At 32.8% G+C, this 14879-nt stretch carries 15 protein-coding genes and 1 tRNA gene; 7 read left to right on the plus strand and 9 right to left on the minus strand.

Annotated elements, in window-relative coordinates:
• Nucleotides 1-124 precede the first annotated feature (124 nt).
• The 6 genes from ACSSV5_RS06615 to ACSSV5_RS06640 form a co-directional block, all read right to left on the minus strand.
• A complete protein-coding gene (locus tag ACSSV5_RS06615) occupies nt 125-388 on the minus strand; it encodes a GIY-YIG nuclease family protein (RefSeq protein WP_454245260.1) in 264 nt (87 codons plus the stop codon).
• A gap of 61 nt (nt 389-449) precedes the next feature.
• Nucleotides 450-534 (minus strand) — tRNA-Ser (locus ACSSV5_RS06620).
• Nucleotides 535-612: 78 nt separating this feature from the next.
• The gene (locus ACSSV5_RS06625) at nt 613-1131 is read right to left on the minus strand and encodes a DUF4252 domain-containing protein (RefSeq protein WP_454245261.1); all 519 of its coding nucleotides are present in this window, start codon (nt 1129-1131) and stop codon (nt 613-615) included.
• A 10-nt stretch (nt 1132-1141) separates the two neighbouring features.
• Entirely contained in the window at nt 1142-1654 is a 513-nt protein-coding gene (locus ACSSV5_RS06630) for a DUF4252 domain-containing protein (protein ID WP_454245262.1), read from the minus strand.
• Between the two features lie 16 nt (nt 1655-1670).
• Nucleotides 1671-2120, minus strand: a complete 450-nt coding sequence (locus ACSSV5_RS06635) for a hypothetical protein (RefSeq protein WP_211066601.1) — start codon at nt 2118-2120, stop codon at nt 1671-1673.
• Nucleotides 2104-2616, minus strand: coding sequence for an RNA polymerase sigma factor (locus ACSSV5_RS06640; protein WP_454245263.1), 513 nt, complete (start codon nt 2614-2616; stop codon nt 2104-2106). Before ACSSV5_RS06640 ends, ACSSV5_RS06635 begins: the two co-directional genes overlap by 17 nt.
• A 325-nt stretch (nt 2617-2941) precedes the next feature.
• On the opposite strand from ACSSV5_RS06640, the gene ACSSV5_RS06645 reads away from it, so the two are divergent.
• Genes ACSSV5_RS06645 through ACSSV5_RS06670 form a run of 6 tightly spaced genes read left to right on the plus strand, consistent with a single transcriptional unit; the run spans nt 2942 to nt 8111 of the window.
• Nucleotides 2942-3709 (plus strand): ParA family protein, encoded by a 768-nt coding sequence (locus ACSSV5_RS06645; protein ID WP_454245264.1) that lies wholly within the window; start codon nt 2942-2944, stop codon nt 3707-3709.
• A gap of 5 nt (nt 3710-3714) precedes the next feature.
• Nucleotides 3715-4605 carry a ParB/RepB/Spo0J family partition protein gene (locus ACSSV5_RS06650; RefSeq protein ID WP_454245265.1) on the plus strand — a complete coding sequence of 297 codons (891 nt, stop codon included), beginning with the start codon at nt 3715-3717 and terminating at the stop codon, nt 4603-4605.
• A gap of 8 nt (nt 4606-4613) precedes the next feature.
• Nucleotides 4614-5198 carry a DUF5683 domain-containing protein gene (locus tag ACSSV5_RS06655; protein WP_454245266.1) on the plus strand — a complete coding sequence of 195 codons (585 nt, stop codon included), beginning with the start codon at nt 4614-4616 and terminating at the stop codon, nt 5196-5198.
• On the plus strand, nt 5198-5908 hold the full coding sequence (gene dapB, locus ACSSV5_RS06660) for a 4-hydroxy-tetrahydrodipicolinate reductase (protein WP_454245267.1): 711 nt from the start codon (nt 5198-5200) through the stop codon (nt 5906-5908). The genes ACSSV5_RS06655 and dapB overlap by 1 nt, the downstream gene beginning before the upstream one ends.
• 19 nt (nt 5909-5927) lie before the next feature.
• Nucleotides 5928-7496 (plus strand): signal peptidase I, encoded by a 1569-nt coding sequence (lepB, locus tag ACSSV5_RS06665; protein ID WP_454245268.1) that lies wholly within the window; start codon nt 5928-5930, stop codon nt 7494-7496.
• A complete protein-coding gene (locus ACSSV5_RS06670; RefSeq protein WP_454245269.1) occupies nt 7497-8111 on the plus strand; it encodes a WbqC family protein in 615 nt (204 codons plus the stop codon). It abuts the gene before it with no gap.
• Nucleotides 8112-8213: 102 nt separating this feature from the next.
• Here the strand turns inward: ACSSV5_RS06670 and ACSSV5_RS06675 are convergent, their stop codons facing one another.
• The 3 genes from ACSSV5_RS06675 to ACSSV5_RS06685 all read right to left on the minus strand — a co-directional run bounded on the left by ACSSV5_RS06675 (nt 8214) and on the right by ACSSV5_RS06685 (nt 13969).
• Entirely contained in the window at nt 8214-8393 is a 180-nt protein-coding gene (locus ACSSV5_RS06675) for a hypothetical protein (RefSeq protein WP_454245270.1), read from the minus strand.
• Between the two features lie 197 nt (nt 8394-8590).
• Nucleotides 8591-12124 carry a methylmalonyl-CoA mutase family protein gene (locus ACSSV5_RS06680; protein WP_454245271.1) on the minus strand — a complete coding sequence of 1178 codons (3534 nt, stop codon included), beginning with the start codon at nt 12122-12124 and terminating at the stop codon, nt 8591-8593.
• A 198-nt stretch (nt 12125-12322) separates the two neighbouring features.
• Entirely contained in the window at nt 12323-13969 is a 1647-nt protein-coding gene (locus tag ACSSV5_RS06685; RefSeq protein WP_454245272.1) for an ArnT family glycosyltransferase, read from the minus strand.
• Between the two features lie 640 nt (nt 13970-14609).
• Here ACSSV5_RS06685 and ACSSV5_RS06690 point away from each other — a divergent pair.
• A complete protein-coding gene (locus ACSSV5_RS06690; protein WP_211066610.1) occupies nt 14610-14807 on the plus strand; it encodes a hypothetical protein in 198 nt (65 codons plus the stop codon).
• The last annotated feature ends 72 nt before the right edge of the window (nt 14808-14879 follow it).

A 14879-nucleotide genomic window follows, 5' to 3' on the forward strand; every position in this document is an offset into this window, starting at 1 on the left:
TGTAAACATAACATTTCATCACTTAAATTTTTCAAAATAAAACCCTGACGAAGCATAGCTTGTCAGGGTTTATTTTATTGCGGAGAAAGAGGGATGCTGACGCTACGGTCAGCATACTGACAAGCTATGCTTCGTCAGTGTTCGAGTATTTTTGTATAAATTTAGATTTACGTTCTCTTGATAAGTTTTTTAATTTTTTCTCAAGCTTAAATGCTTCTGCCTTATTAGGTTTTTCTGTAAACCAAACAAGCTTCCAAGGTTTATATTTTTTGGTAAAGTTTTCTAAACCCAAATTATGTCTTCTCAATCGGGCTTTAACATCATTGGTTGCACCAACATAATACATGTCGTGATTTTCTGAATGTAAAATGTAAACATAACATTTCATCACTTAAATTTTTCAAAATAAAACCCTGACGAAGCATAGCTTGTCAGGGTTTATTTTATTGCGGAGAAAGAGGGATTCGAACCCCCGGTACCTTGCGGTACAACGGTTTTCAAGACCGCCGCATTCGACCACTCTGCCATTTCTCCATCTTTTTGCAAAGCGAGTGCAAAGATAATAAGCTTTCTATTTCTACAAAATAAAAATGAAAGAATTATCTAAGTATTTTAAATGTCAATCATTTGGGCTAAATCGTCAAAATTCATTTTATCTGAAAGCTGCATCATTTTATAAAAATTTGACGGGTTTAAGTCATCGCCAAGCAATCTTAAAACGATAAAACCTTTGCTATTATCGTTAGCATAAATAACTATCTCTTGAACTTTGTCTTCTAAATCGTCTGCATACATCTTCATCTGTCGACCTTTGTCATTAACTGACATCAATTGTTGACTACTAAACTCTTTTGATAAAATTGTTGTGAGCTGTGTGCGTTTTTCTACATAATAGTCTTCTTTCGTGTTGTCTTTTTTAAAGGCGAGAAGATTAACCTTTCTGACATCTTTGAAGAGTGATTGCTGTTCTTCAGACAGGTCTTCAAAATTGTCTATGAATGTTTTGAGCGAAAAGTCTAAACTGATAAAGTTTTCGTCGTCTTTATGGTCAACCATATAGGTTTGCAGAGAATTGGTTTGACAAGATATCAAAACCAAGAGACTGAGGCATAATGTGATTATAGTTTTCATAATTGAGATTTTATTTTTTGTTTAAAGAATCAGCACCAGGCACTTTTAGGTCTTTGGCTAATTTTGAAACTTGACGCAAATCAATTAAACCATTGATGATAATAACGACAGTTTCACCATTGTCATCAATTCCATTGACGTGCATAAATAATTGTTTGACTTCGTCATCAGTATTACCAGGTTTAAAGTGAAAAGTTACATGTTTCCCGTCTTCATTGACACGCATCAATTCTTCAAGATTATTATTCTTAATATATGACTTTGCATCACCGTTAAGTTCATTACTCATTTTTGAGTCGTTAGTCTTTAAAACTTTGATATTTTCAAGATTATTGATAAGCTTGACATACTCTTGGGTCTCTTTATCTTTACTGTCTAAATCAAGTCTGCTCATTAATTTAAACATATTTTTATTGATAATCACTGAGCTTACACTCGGGTTATTTTCGAATCGTTCAAAGTCTTGTGCTTGGACAAAACTTGCAAATAAAACAGCTGATATGGTAATTAAAATTGTTTTCATCGTTTTTGTATTTAAATTAAGGTTTAAGTTTATCAATGTATTTTGTTTTGATTTCTTCTAAAGTTGAAAGATTTTGAATGTCTTTGGTGTTGGAATTGATATGACTTCCTATCAGTTCAAAAACTTTTATGGTTTCTTGCAAGGCCAATTCTGGGTCGTCATAAGTGCCTAAATCTTTAGTGCTATTTCGGTGATTATAAAACCAAGCTCCAGCAAGACAGACTAACAATATAGCGACGTATTTGTAAAATGGTTTAAAAGACTTTTTCGCTTTTGGTTTAAAAGATTGTTGAGGTTTTGCTGTCTTGCTGTTTTCAAAATAGCTAAACATATTTTGATAGACCTGCCATTCAGGTTTAACCTTGTTGTTTATAAAATATTGAGCAAGTAGTTGTTCTTCTTCAATATGTGTTTTGCCTTCAAGGTATTTGTCTATCAATTGGCTGATGTCATGCTCTGTTTTCATTTTTTTGTTGTTTTGAAAGTCGTTCTACTAAATTTTTTCTCGCTCTCGACAAAGTAACACGCACTGCCGTTGGTTTCATATCCATTATTTCGCAAATTTTATCATAATCGTATCCTTCTATTTGACGCAAATGCAAAACCATACTTTGTGCTTTGGGCAAGGTTTTCATCATAGCTTCTACTCTATTCCAATCTTGTTTAGCTTCTAATTGTTGATGCGGATCTGCCGAGCTATTTTCATAATTGGTATGCACCAATCTCAAGTTATTATTAGCTTTGAGTTTTAACTGGTCTAAACAATGATTTTTGGTAATAGTCATTGCATAGGCTTCTATATTTTTAATATTTTCAAGTCCGTTTTTTTGGTTCCACAATTTAATCATCACTTCTTGCGTAGCGTCTTCTGCTGCATCAGATGAAGTTAACAAGCGTTTAGACAACCTGAAAATCTTTTGTTGTATTGGAATGACTAAACGATTAAATTCTGAAACTTTCATATTTATTGGTTACACTTTCTCGACGAGTTGATATTAATTTTGTTACAATAATTATTAAAAATATGGTATTTTTTTAATTAATTGATAAGCCTAAACAGATTTGCTCTCAAATTAGGTATTATCAAAAAAATACAGCTGATAACCCAACTCGAAGCTCATTAATATTATAACAATACTTTTAGAAATTGAGTTAAAATTGTAAATTTAGCGTAACAATTTGTAAAAGTTTAGACCTATTGTGGTGTTGAAAAATATGAAAATAAGTTATCGCAAAGGATTTTTATGTGATATAATAAATTGTATTTTTACGCATTATTTTTAGCACATGGGAAAAATTATAGCTATAGCTAATCAGAAAGGCGGTGTTGGTAAAACAACTACAGCAGTAAACTTGGCTGCAGCACTTGGCGTTTTAGAAAAGAAAGTCTTGTTGATTGATGCCGATCCACAAGCCAATGCGACTTCTGGTTTGGGCATTAATGTTGACGAGGTTGAAAACAGCAGTTATCAACTTCTAGAACACACGCAGGAAGCTAAAAACTTAGTCGTTTCTACAGATTCGCCAAACTTAGATTTGATTCCAGCACATATTGATTTAGTCGCCATTGAAATAGAATTGGTAGATCAAGATAATCGTGAGCAAATGCTAAAAATGGCAATTGATGATTTGCGTTCTCTCTATGATTACATTATTATAGATTGTGCACCATCGTTAGGCTTGCTGACTTTGAACGCGTTGACGGCTTCTGATTCCGTGCTAATTCCGATACAATGCGAATATTTTGCTCTTGAAGGTTTGGGTAAATTGTTGAATACCATAAAAAGTGTTCAAAAATTGCACAATCCTAATTTAGATATTGAAGGCTTATTGCTTACCATGTATGATGCACGTTTAAGATTGTCTAACCAAGTGATTGATGAAGTAAAAAAGCATTTTGCTGATATGGTGTTTGACACTATCATACAACGTAATGTGCGGTTGAGCGAAGCCCCGAGTTACGGTGAAAGCATTATAAAATATGACGCTGCAAGTCGTGGTGCTAATAACTACTTGAGCCTTGCCGAAGAATTATTAAAACAAAATCAAACTTAAATTTTATGGCCAAAGCCAAAAAAAAACAAGCTTTAGGACGTGGACTTTCAGCCTTACTGAATGATCCAGAACAGGATATTAAATCTGTTGAAGATGAAAATGCTGATAAAGTTGTTGGCAGTATAGTTGAATTAGAACTTGCTCATATTGAAGTAAATCCGTTTCAGCCACGTAGTAGTTTCAATGAAGAACATTTAGAAGAATTAGCTTCTTCTATTCGTGAACTTGGTGTGATACAACCCATTACCGCCAGGAAAATAGACCGCAACCAATACCAGTTGGTGTCTGGTGAGCGTCGTTTTAGAGCATCTAAACTTGCTGGACTTCAAACTATTCCGGCTTATATCAGAATTGCCAACGATCAAGAAGCTCTGGAAATGGCCTTGGTTGAAAATATACAACGCCAAGATTTAGACCCGATTGAAATTGCTTTGTCTTACCAAAGATTGATTGATGAAATCGATTTAACTCAAGAGCAAATGAGTTCACGTGTAGGAAAAAAACGCTCAACTATTACCAATTATCTAAGATTGCTCAAACTTGACCCTATAATTCAAACCGGAATGCGTGATGGATTTGTCACTATGGGTCATGGCAGAGCTTTAGTGAATATTGATGATTCCAAAACACAAATCAAAATTTATCAAAAAATATTGAAAGACAAACTTTCAGTGAGAGCAACCGAAGATTTGGTAAGACAACACAATCAAAAAGGCGAAACAACACAAAAAACAGACGTCCAACCAAAATCTTTTAGTGTTGAAAAAAAACATATTTCAAAATTTTTTGGAACTAAAGTTGACATAAAAGTGAACCAAAAAGGCAATGGCAGAATCATTATTCCGTTTGCATCTGAAGAAGATTTGAATCGTATTCACGAGTTATTGAATAAATAATTTAAACCTTGAAAAACACAATTTTCATAGCTATCGTCATTTGCTTTGTAGGAAATATTTTTGCTCAAAATGATAGTATTCCTGTCAACGAAGAGCTACAATTTGACAAAGCCGTTGATAGCAAAAGTTTTGAAGCCGATCCATTTGATGCTAATGCTCCAGCAAAAGCCGCATTTTATTCTGCGGTATTGCCTGGTTTAGGTCAAGCTTATAACAAAAGCTATTGGAAAATTCCTTTAGTTTACCTCGCAATTGGAACGCCTATGTATTTTTATTTTGATAATAATTCAAAATACAACCGTTACCGCGATGCCTATAAAAGTCGATTGGCTGGTTTTGAAAACGACGAGTATATTGGAATTTTAAGCGATGATGATTTAGTAGAAGCCCAGAAATTATTCAGAGAAAACAGAGATTTATCATTATTATTAACCATCGCAGCTTACATTCTCAATATTATTGATGCTAATGTAGAAGCCCATTTAAACCAATTTAATATCTCTGATGATTTATCTTTGCGACCACATCAAGTTCAAAACTTTTCAACGGGTCAACAGGCCTTTGGTTTATCGTTAAATTTAAAATTAAACTGATGAAAATAGCACTTTTAGGATACGGAAAAATGGGACAAAGCATTGCTGAAATAGCCAAAGAGCAAAATCATAACATCGTTTATAAAACCAATAATAAACCTGATTTCGAACAAGTCAAAAAAGCCGATGTAGCCATTGAATTTAGCATTCCTGAAGCTGCTTTTTACAATATTTCAGAATGTATCAAACACCAAATTCCTGTGATTTCTGGCACTACAGGTTGGTTAGACAAGTTTGATACCGCTAAAAAATTAGCTGAACAACATCAGTCTAAATTTTTATATGCATCTAATTTTAGTATTGGTGTAAATTTGTTTTTTAAACTCAATACCATGTTAGCTGAAATTATGAAAACCCAACAAGATTACAAGGTAGATATTTCTGAAATTCATCACCTTGAAAAAAAAGATGCTCCAAGTGGTACGGCTATCAGTTTAGCTAAACAAATCATAGAGCATTCTGATTATAAAACATGGTCGCATCCACCTAAATCAAATAACAACTTAGATATTCCTATCGAAGCTTATAGAGAAAAAGGAATTTTTGGTACGCACATAATCAGTTACAAATCTAAAATTGACGATATTGAAATCAAACACACCGCACACAGCAGAAAAGGATTTGCTCTCGGAGCCGTTTTAGCCGCAGAATGGCTTGTGAATCACAATAAATACGGTTGCTTTGATATGAGCGACGTTCTTAATATTTAAAAATCTTACATTAAATCCTATGAATTTATTTGACATTTTAATTCTAATCTTGATAATTCAAGTCATCCATTTTTTAGGGACTTGGAAGTTGTATAAACGTGCAGGTCGCTCAGCTTGGCAAGCCATAATTCCTGTTTATAATGCTTATATTTTAATGAAAATTATCAATAGACCGTGGTGGTGGATATTTTTATTATTCATCCCCATTGTTCAACTATTGATGTTTCCTGTGATTTGGATTGAAACCGCAAAAAGTTTTGGTTATAATGACACAAAAGATGGGATTTTGGCAGTCGTAACTTTAGGATTGTACATCTACTATATCAATTACTTTACCACTAGCGAATATGAAGGAAATCGAGAGCTAAAAGCCAAAACCAAAGCTGGTGAAACCCTCGGTTCTATTGTTTTTGCCGTGGTTGCAGCAACGATAGTTCACACGTATTTTATACAACCTTTTACCATTCCGACGTCTTCACTTGAAAAATCCTTACTTGTTGGCGATTTTTTGTTTGTAAGTAAGTTTCATTACGGTGCAAGAACACCTGGAACAGCCTTGGCTTTTCCGATGGTTCACGACACTATTCCTGGGCTTAAAATCAAATCTTATGCCAATAAACCACAGCTGCCGATGTTTCGTTTGCCTGGATTTGAAAATGTAAGTCGCAATGATATTGTCGTTTTTAATTGGCCCATAGATACCGTACCGTATTTTGGATATTCTGGACCAAAAAACTATTTAAAACCCATCGATAAAAAATCAAATTACGTTAAGCGAGCTGTTGGTGTTGCTGGTGATTCTTTAGAAATTAAAAATGGAAAAGTTTACACCAACGGGCAACCGCTTCAACTTCCTGAACGAGCTGATCTTCAGTATTCCTATATCATCAAAGGTGATAATTTTAACCTAAATACTTTACAAAACCGTTATGATATTACAGACGGTTTTGGATTTATCAATAGAGAGCAAGGCATTTTTAAAGCCATTGCTATTCCCAACTCAAAAATTGAACGCTTTAAAAAATTACCAAATGTGCAATCGGCAGTTAAAGACATTTGGAGTAAAACAGATACAAAACCTTCAAAAAAAGTATTTCCAAATCAAGCTAAACGCGATTGGAATCGTGATAATTTTGGCCCAATTTATATTCCTGAAGCTGGTCAAACAGTTGATATCGATACCAATAGCGTGGACTTTTACAAACGTATCATAGAAGTTTATGAAGGTCGTGAAATGGGTGAAACACAAAATATAAGCATCAAAGGCAACCAAGTTTTACTCAATGAAGAACCGATAACAAGCTATACATTTAAACAAAACTATTATTGGATGATGGGTGATAATCGCCATAACAGTGAAGACAGCCGATTTTGGGGTTATGTTCCTGAAAACCATATTGTAGGAAAACCTGTTTTTATTTGGTTGAGTTTAGACCCAAACAAATCGGGCTTAAGCAAAATTCGTTGGGACAGAATGTTTACCACAGTTTCAGGTGAAGGCAAACGCGTGTCTTATTTACCTTATTTTCTTATCGGTTTGGTTTTAATTATAGGATTTAGTTATTTTAGAAAAAAACGAAAATCTTAAATGTCACATGCCATTTTTTGTTTACCGTATTTTGGACCTATAAGTTTTTATAAATCACTTGTAGAGTATAAAGAAATTTATATTGAAGCAGCTGAAAATTATCAAAAACAGTCTTACAGAAATCGCCAAAATATTTATGGTGCTAACGGTAAATTAATGTTGAATATTCCTGTAAAACACAGCGGTTCAAAACAACGTTTAAAATACCGAGAAAGTCAGATTGAAAATGATTTTTATTGGCAAGATTTGCATTTTAAATCCTTAGAAACTGCTTATCGTACATCGCCGTATTTTGAATTTTTTGAAGATGATATCGAGCCACTTTTTAAAGAAAAATTCAATTCTTTGTTTGACTTTAATTTGAAATGTTTTAAAACTACTTTAGATTTATTAGACTTAGATATCAAGATTGAAATGACATCTGAATATTTAGAAAAGTATAACGACATTGATGATCAAAGAGAACTTATCAAGGCCAAGTCAAAAACAGATTATAACATCAAACCATATCATCAAGTCTTTGAAGATAAATATGGTTTTATCTCTAATCTTAGCATTTTAGATTTGCTTTTTAACTTGGGTCCTGAGAGTGTGAATTATCTAAAAAATTTATAGTTGTATTTCAGTCATCACCAAATAATGATCTTAATAATCGACTTTATAATTTTTAAAATTTAAAGAGTTTAAACTTTCGCTGATTAAAAAACCAAAAAAATCTTATAGGTTAATGCCATTATTTTTATAAAATTGTAAATCGTCTGCATGACAAACTCTATGGTAATCATCTTGATAATTTTCAATATCAACTTTTAGCTTTTCTAAATACTGAGTTGATAAATCAAATTTATGATAATCAGAAGAATTCTTATAATTTTTTAGAATTGGTTCAAATATCATTAGTTAATTAACGTGAGTTCGATTAATTTAAGGCTATAAATCAGATGATTACATCTTTTTGTTAGCAAATTTTGTCATTTCGAACGAAGAATGAGGAGAAATCTCATCCTACTGAGATGTCTCGTCGCTCATGCTTCGCTCTATCGACATGACAAATGATTAAATATCTGTATTTTATATAAATTTAAGGAGGCTTATCACATATTCCGCCTATATTGTCCACCAACTTCAAACAAAGCATCGGTTATTTGTCCTAAAGAACAGTATTTAGTAACTTCCATCAAACTGTCAAACATATTGTCATTTTTGATAGCGGTCTTCTTCAAATTGTCCAACAAATCTTCTGCCCTATCTTGATAGGTTTTATGCAGATTTTTCAAGTTGTTAATTTGATATTCTTTTTCATCTTCCGTTGCACGAATGACTTCTCTTGGCTTAACCGTTGGCGAACCTTTGCTACTCAAGAACGTATTGACGCCAATGATAGGAAATTTACCGTTATGCTTAAGCGTTTCATAATACAAACTTTCTTCTTGAATTTTACTGCGTTGATACATCGTTTCCATGGCACCTAAAACGCCACCGCGTTCAGTCAATCTATCAAATTCAAGCAATACGGCTTCTTCTACCAAGTCTGTTAATTCTTCAATGATAAACGAACCTTGAATCGGGTTTTCATTTTTGGCTAAACCTAATTCTTTATTGATAATCAATTGAATCGCCATCGCACGTCTTACTGACTCTTCGGTTGGTGTGGTTATAGCTTCATCATAGGCATTGGTGTGCAATGAATTGCAATTATCATAAATGGCATAAAGAGCTTGAAGTGTGGTTCTGATATCATTAAAATCTATTTCCTGAGCGTGCAGTGAACGACCAGAAGTTTGGATGTGGTATTTCAACATCTGTGCTCGTGGATTGGCTTTGTATTTTTCTTTCATCGCTTTAGCCCATATTCTACGTGCAACACGACCTATAACTGCGTATTCTGGATCAATACCATTGGAAAAAAAGAACGATAAATTCGGTCCAAATTTATTGATATCCATTCCACGACTCAAGTAATATTCCACATAGGTAAATCCGTTAGACAAGGTTAAAGCCAATTGAGTAATCGGATTGGCACCAGCTTCAGCTATGTGATAACCCGAAATTGAAACCGAATAGAAATTTCTAACTTTATTTCTGATAAACGATTCTTGCACATCACCCATTAAACGCAAAGCAAATTCGGTTGAAAAAATACAAGTGTTTTGAGCTTGGTCTTCTTTAAGTATATCAGCTTGAACCGTTCCGCGAACCACAGAAATAGTGTCTTGTTTTATCTTTTCATACACATCTTTCGGCAATACCATATCGCCAGTAACGCCAAGTAGCATCAAACCTAAACCGTCGTTGCCTTCTGGCAAAAGCCCATTTTGCTTCTTATCAAAGGGAAGAAACGCTTTACCATTTTTGCAAATATATCTTGGAATCGAAGTCTTCTTATCCTTGTAAATTGTCTCGATTTTGGCTTCAACTTCTTTTTCTAAACCATTCTCTTTGATATATTTTTCACACTGTTGGTCAATAGCTGCATTCATAAAAAAGCCAAGTAGCATTGGTGCTGGACCGTTAATCGTCATACTTACTGAAGTCATCGGGTCAGCCAAATCAAATCCTGAATAGAGTTTTTTGGCATCGTCTAAACAACAAATCGACACGCCAGCATTGCCTATTTTCCCATAAATATCTGGTCTGTAATCTGGGTCGCTACCGTAAAGTGTTACCGAATCAAATGCTGTTGAAAGGCGTTTTGCAGGCAAGCCGTGACTGACATAGTGAAATCTTCTATTGGTACGTTCTGGTCCGCCTTCGCCAGCAAACATTCGGGTTGGGTCTTCGCCTGTTCGTTTAAATGGATATAAACCTGCGGTGTAAGGAAATTGCCCTGGCACGTTTTCTTGTAGCATCCATTTGAGCAAATCGCCCCAAGCTTGATATTTTGGCAAGGCAACTTTTGGTATTTTTAGGTGAGATAAAGATTCGGTATGGGTTTCGATTTTAATTTCTTTGTCTCTGACTTTAAAACTATAAACCTCATCGTTATATCGTTGTTGAACTTTATCCCAATTTAAAATTTTTTCCCAATGATAAGGATTTAAGTCCATTTTCACTTTATCAAATTCGCTTTTTAAAAGCTTGATAAACTCTTTATTTTCTTTGGTGATATAAGATTGTAAATCGTCTTCATCAATACCATTTGAATCCAATTTTAAAGATGAAGCCTCAGCTGTTGAAACCAAAGTAGTGTATATACCAAAAAGCCGTTGAGCAACTTTCACTTGGTTTTCAACATCGTCGTCATAAGCACGATTGTTTTCAGCAATTTCAGATAAATATCTTGTTCGTTTTGGTGGAATGATATAGATTTTTTCAGACATTTCATCTGAAATTTCAAAATTGCTTGTTAGCTGAGATGAAGTTTTTTCTTCCATACAATCCATGATTTTTTTGTATAGAATATTCATACCAGGATCGTTGAATTGAGATGCAATGGTGCCGTAAACGGGAAGTGAATCTAAATCCGCATCCCAAAGGTTGTGATTGCGTTGGTATTGTTTTTTGACGTCTCGTAGAGCATCTTTTGCTCCGCGTTTGTCAAATTTGTTAATCGCAACCAAATCTGCAAAATCTAGCATATCTATTTTTTCAAGTTGTGTGGCAGCACCAAATTCTGGCGTCATCACATAAAGCGAAACATCGCAATGATCGAGAATTTCGGTATCACTTTGCCCAATACCAGAAGTTTCGAGAATAATCATATCAAATTGAGCCGCTTTAAGCACTTCAACAGCATCTTGAACATATTTAGACAATGCTAAGTTGGATTGCCTTGTTGCTAAAGACCGCATATAAACACGAGGTGAATTGATAGCATTCATCCGAATTCTGTCGCCGAGTAAAGCACCACCTGTTTTACGTTTAGATGGGTCAACAGAAATGATGCCTAAAGTTTTATCATCAAAATCCACTAAAAACCGACGAACCAATTCATCGACCAAAGAAGATTTTCCAGAACCGCCTGTTCCAGTGATGCCCAAAATAGGGACTGAAGCCCCATCTAAATCTTCCCTCGAGGGAAAGACTTTTTTATAATCTTTCTGGTTATTTTCGGCTAATGATATTAGCCTTGAAATGGTAGTCACTTCTTTTTTCTTTAAAGAATTTAAAACTTGGTTTGAAGACATTTTTTTCAACTGAGAAGCGTCATAATTAGCAGGTAAGGCTTTCTCTCCTTTAGGGAGATCAAGTGGGGTTTCAGAAGCTTTCACCAAATCATTAATCATCCCCTGCAAACCCATTTCCCGACCGTCGTCTGGTGAATAAATTCGAGTAATGCCGTAGTCCATAAGTTCTTTGATTTCTTCCTCAAGAATGACACCGCCACCACCACCAAAAATCTTGATATGGGATGCTCCTTTCTCTTGAAGTAAATCATACATGTATTTAAAATACTCGTTGTGACCGCCTTGATAGGATGTCATAGCTATAGCATTGGCATCTTCTTGAATGGCACAATTCACTACTTCATCAACACTTCTATCGTGGCCAAGATGAATCACTTCTACACCTGTGGATTGAATAATGCGACGCATAATGTTGATTGCAGCATCGTGACCATCAAACAATGAAGCAGCTGTAACGATTCTTACATTATGTTTAGGTTTGTAAATTTTAGTCTGTTGCATAGTCAATTATAGATTTTATCAAAAAACGTTTGTAAATTTAAGAATTTACAAATAATATGCGTCTTATATAAGCTAAAAGTAAGATTCTTTTAAAAATAAATCACCTGAATTTATATAGGCAATTCATTTCAGGCTTATAAGGGAGTCAAATAGTGGTTTTTTACTAAAATTATGGATTTGTGATTTCAAATAAAATCATCAATAATATATACACCACCGATCTACTTTTTTTATTTGCATATCATCTAAATATTTCTGAATATCAGAACTGATATCTTTTGAACATTTAACAACCAAGAGTCCTTTGTTATATTCTAAAAAATCAATCAGCTTTTTAAAATCATTATCATTTTCTAAATTCCAATAATAGTTTTGATAATTTGTATCTTTTTCAAACCTAACTTCTCTTTTGGTGTCGTATCTATCAAGATGTATTTGTATAGTTTTTTCGTGCAAATAAAATGGCATTGATGAAAGTCTCTTGTCAAAAACGGCAACTTTGTGCTTTCCTGTTTTGTTTTCTAAATCCCTTATTTCTTTAGCCAAAGACTTTGTGCTATTGATTAAGTTTGGATTTTGATTACCTACAACTCTAAAGGTAACCAATATCATCATAATAAACAAGAAACTTAAACTCATCAATTTTGAATATTGAGATTTAATTAGGTTTAAATTTGAATAGATTATGGTCGCCACAAAAAACAGGAGTAAAAAAATAAAATAAAGAGATTTGATTTTTAATAAACTCAAAAAATAAGCCACAGTAAAACCTACAAAAAGAATTACAAATAATACCTTATAGGTTTTGATAAAATACTTAATAAATTTATTTTTTGAATGGTAAATCAAATAACTTGATAGTATTGCTAAATATATAAATATGGGCAAAATATATAACACCCGTTTTGAGCTAAACAATGAAAAACAAAGTAAAACAACACCCAAATTGATCAATAAAAATTTTACTTTAGGATTAATTGAAAAGTTCTTTTTAAAATAATCTATAACTTGAAAGATTAAAAATATTACCCAAGGAAAACCTAAAGCAGGAATCAAAACCAAAAAATACCAAAACGGCTTGTCTCGATTAAACGTTTCAGCATTTAAAGCTCTTTCAATGGTATGTTTTTTGAAAAAATAGTCCCATAATTCTGGGGTTTCTTTTACAACTAATGCAAACCAGGATACAGAAATTCCCAAAAAAATCAAAACAGATAAAAAAAGGTGATAATTAAACTTGAATTTTTTCTTAAAAATAATAAAATAAGTTATTACAAACACCACAAATGGCAACAACACAACAGGACCTTTAGTCAAAAAACCTAAACCCAAAGCCACTGCAGAAAGATAGAGACCGTATATTTTATGCTTCTGTTTATACAACAGCCAAAAATAAATACCGATTATTTCAAATGTTGTTAAAAAAGCATCTGTAGTAAGATTATTGGTTGATATTAAAATAATTGGAAAAGAAAAATAAATAATGGCTGAAAAAAATGAAATCTTAATATTGTCAAACAAAACTTGAGCAATTTTGTACACAAAAAATATTTGTAACACCAATGCAATTTGAAGAAAAAACCTTGCTCCAAATTCATTTATACCAAATATTTTGTAACCAAGTGCAACTAAATAATAGGTTAATGGTGGCTTGTGATAATGTCGTATTTCCAACAACTTTGGATGTATATAATCATGATTTATAAGCATTTCTCTACCAATTTCGGCATATCGAGCTTCACTGCTTTCTGTAAGACCATACGAGCCCAAAGCCAACAATGACATCAAGAAAATTAAACTAAGTAAAACATATATTTTGTTAGGTGAAGATATTTTTAGTGCCATAATCTAATAAGCAGTAGTATTAAAAAAGGAGTTTCAAAATTATTATTATGTGTATAATTTAGTGGTTGCTAAATCATAAAACGAATTAAAAAAACATTTCTTATTTATTTTGCCAAAACTTTTTTTTAACACAAACCATCACACTTTGATTTAACAACTTAATATATTTATTTGATTATCAATGTATTAAAACATATAAAATAAGAATTAAGTATAATTTTATTTCTTTAAATAGATTTATTTTAACGTGAGTTATATTTATTTAAAGCTGTAAATCAGATGATTACATATTTTTGTATGCAAATTTTGTCATTTCGAACGAAGAATGAGGAGAAATCTCATCCTAATGAGATGTCTCGTCGCTCATGCTTTGCTCTTTCGACATGACAAATGATTAAATATCTGTATTTTATATGAAAATATTTTATTGGAATTTATAACGAACTCACGTTATTTTAATTTTTTTTTTCAAAAAGAATTTACCAATAAACTCTTAGACAACTATCTACCATATTTTTAATTTTAATTGTGCTTTTTTTTAATTGAATTAACATTTTTTTTTGAAATATTTACTTAAATTAGACAACCAAAAAAATAAAATTTATGGCATAAAACTACTTAACCTTAAAATTTAAACATCATGGCAAGAGCAATGTTTGAATATACAAAGGAAGTTTTGAGAAAAGTTTCTTTTGATGCCAAATTGTTTTGTAGAGAAGTAGAAAAAGCCGTCAAAAGACTTTTACCTCATGAAATTGAAGAACTTAGAATTTTTATCAATTCCCTGATTTTTCAAAACCCTGAACTCAATCGATGTCAGGTTTATCTGAATCCTTAATTTTTCATTTTATCAACCGCCTTTTGGGGCGGTTTTTTTTATTATTACTCATCCTTCAAAGTTTTAATATAA

The sequence above is a fragment of the Psychroflexus sp. MBR-150 genome (assembly GCF_053628795.1).

Coding starts and splice junctions, on each gene's coding strand:
- ACSSV5_RS06615 (WP_454245260.1), bottom strand. CDS start 388: ATGAAATGTTATGTTTACATTTTACATTCAGAAAATCACGACATGTAT.
- ACSSV5_RS06625 (WP_454245261.1), bottom strand. CDS start 1,131: ATGAAAACTATAATCACATTATGCCTCAGTCTCTTGGTTTTGATATCT.
- ACSSV5_RS06630 (WP_454245262.1), bottom strand. CDS start 1,654: ATGAAAACAATTTTAATTACCATATCAGCTGTTTTATTTGCAAGTTTT.
- ACSSV5_RS06635 (WP_211066601.1), bottom strand. CDS start 2,120: ATGAAAACAGAGCATGACATCAGCCAATTGATAGACAAATACCTTGAA.
- ACSSV5_RS06640 (WP_454245263.1), bottom strand. CDS start 2,616: ATGAAAGTTTCAGAATTTAATCGTTTAGTCATTCCAATACAACAAAAG.
- ACSSV5_RS06645 (WP_454245264.1), top strand. CDS start 2,942: ATGGGAAAAATTATAGCTATAGCTAATCAGAAAGGCGGTGTTGGTAAA.
- ACSSV5_RS06650 (WP_454245265.1), top strand. CDS start 3,715: ATGGCCAAAGCCAAAAAAAAACAAGCTTTAGGACGTGGACTTTCAGCC.
- dapB (WP_454245267.1), top strand. CDS start 5,198: ATGAAAATAGCACTTTTAGGATACGGAAAAATGGGACAAAGCATTGCT.
- lepB (WP_454245268.1), top strand. CDS start 5,928: ATGAATTTATTTGACATTTTAATTCTAATCTTGATAATTCAAGTCATC.
- ACSSV5_RS06670 (WP_454245269.1), top strand. CDS start 7,497: ATGTCACATGCCATTTTTTGTTTACCGTATTTTGGACCTATAAGTTTT.
- ACSSV5_RS06675 (WP_454245270.1), bottom strand. CDS start 8,393: ATGATATTTGAACCAATTCTAAAAAATTATAAGAATTCTTCTGATTAT.
- ACSSV5_RS06680 (WP_454245271.1), bottom strand. CDS start 12,124: ATGCAACAGACTAAAATTTACAAACCTAAACATAATGTAAGAATCGTT.
- ACSSV5_RS06685 (WP_454245272.1), bottom strand. CDS start 13,969: ATGGCACTAAAAATATCTTCACCTAACAAAATATATGTTTTACTTAGT.
- ACSSV5_RS06690 (WP_211066610.1), top strand. CDS start 14,610: ATGGCAAGAGCAATGTTTGAATATACAAAGGAAGTTTTGAGAAAAGTT.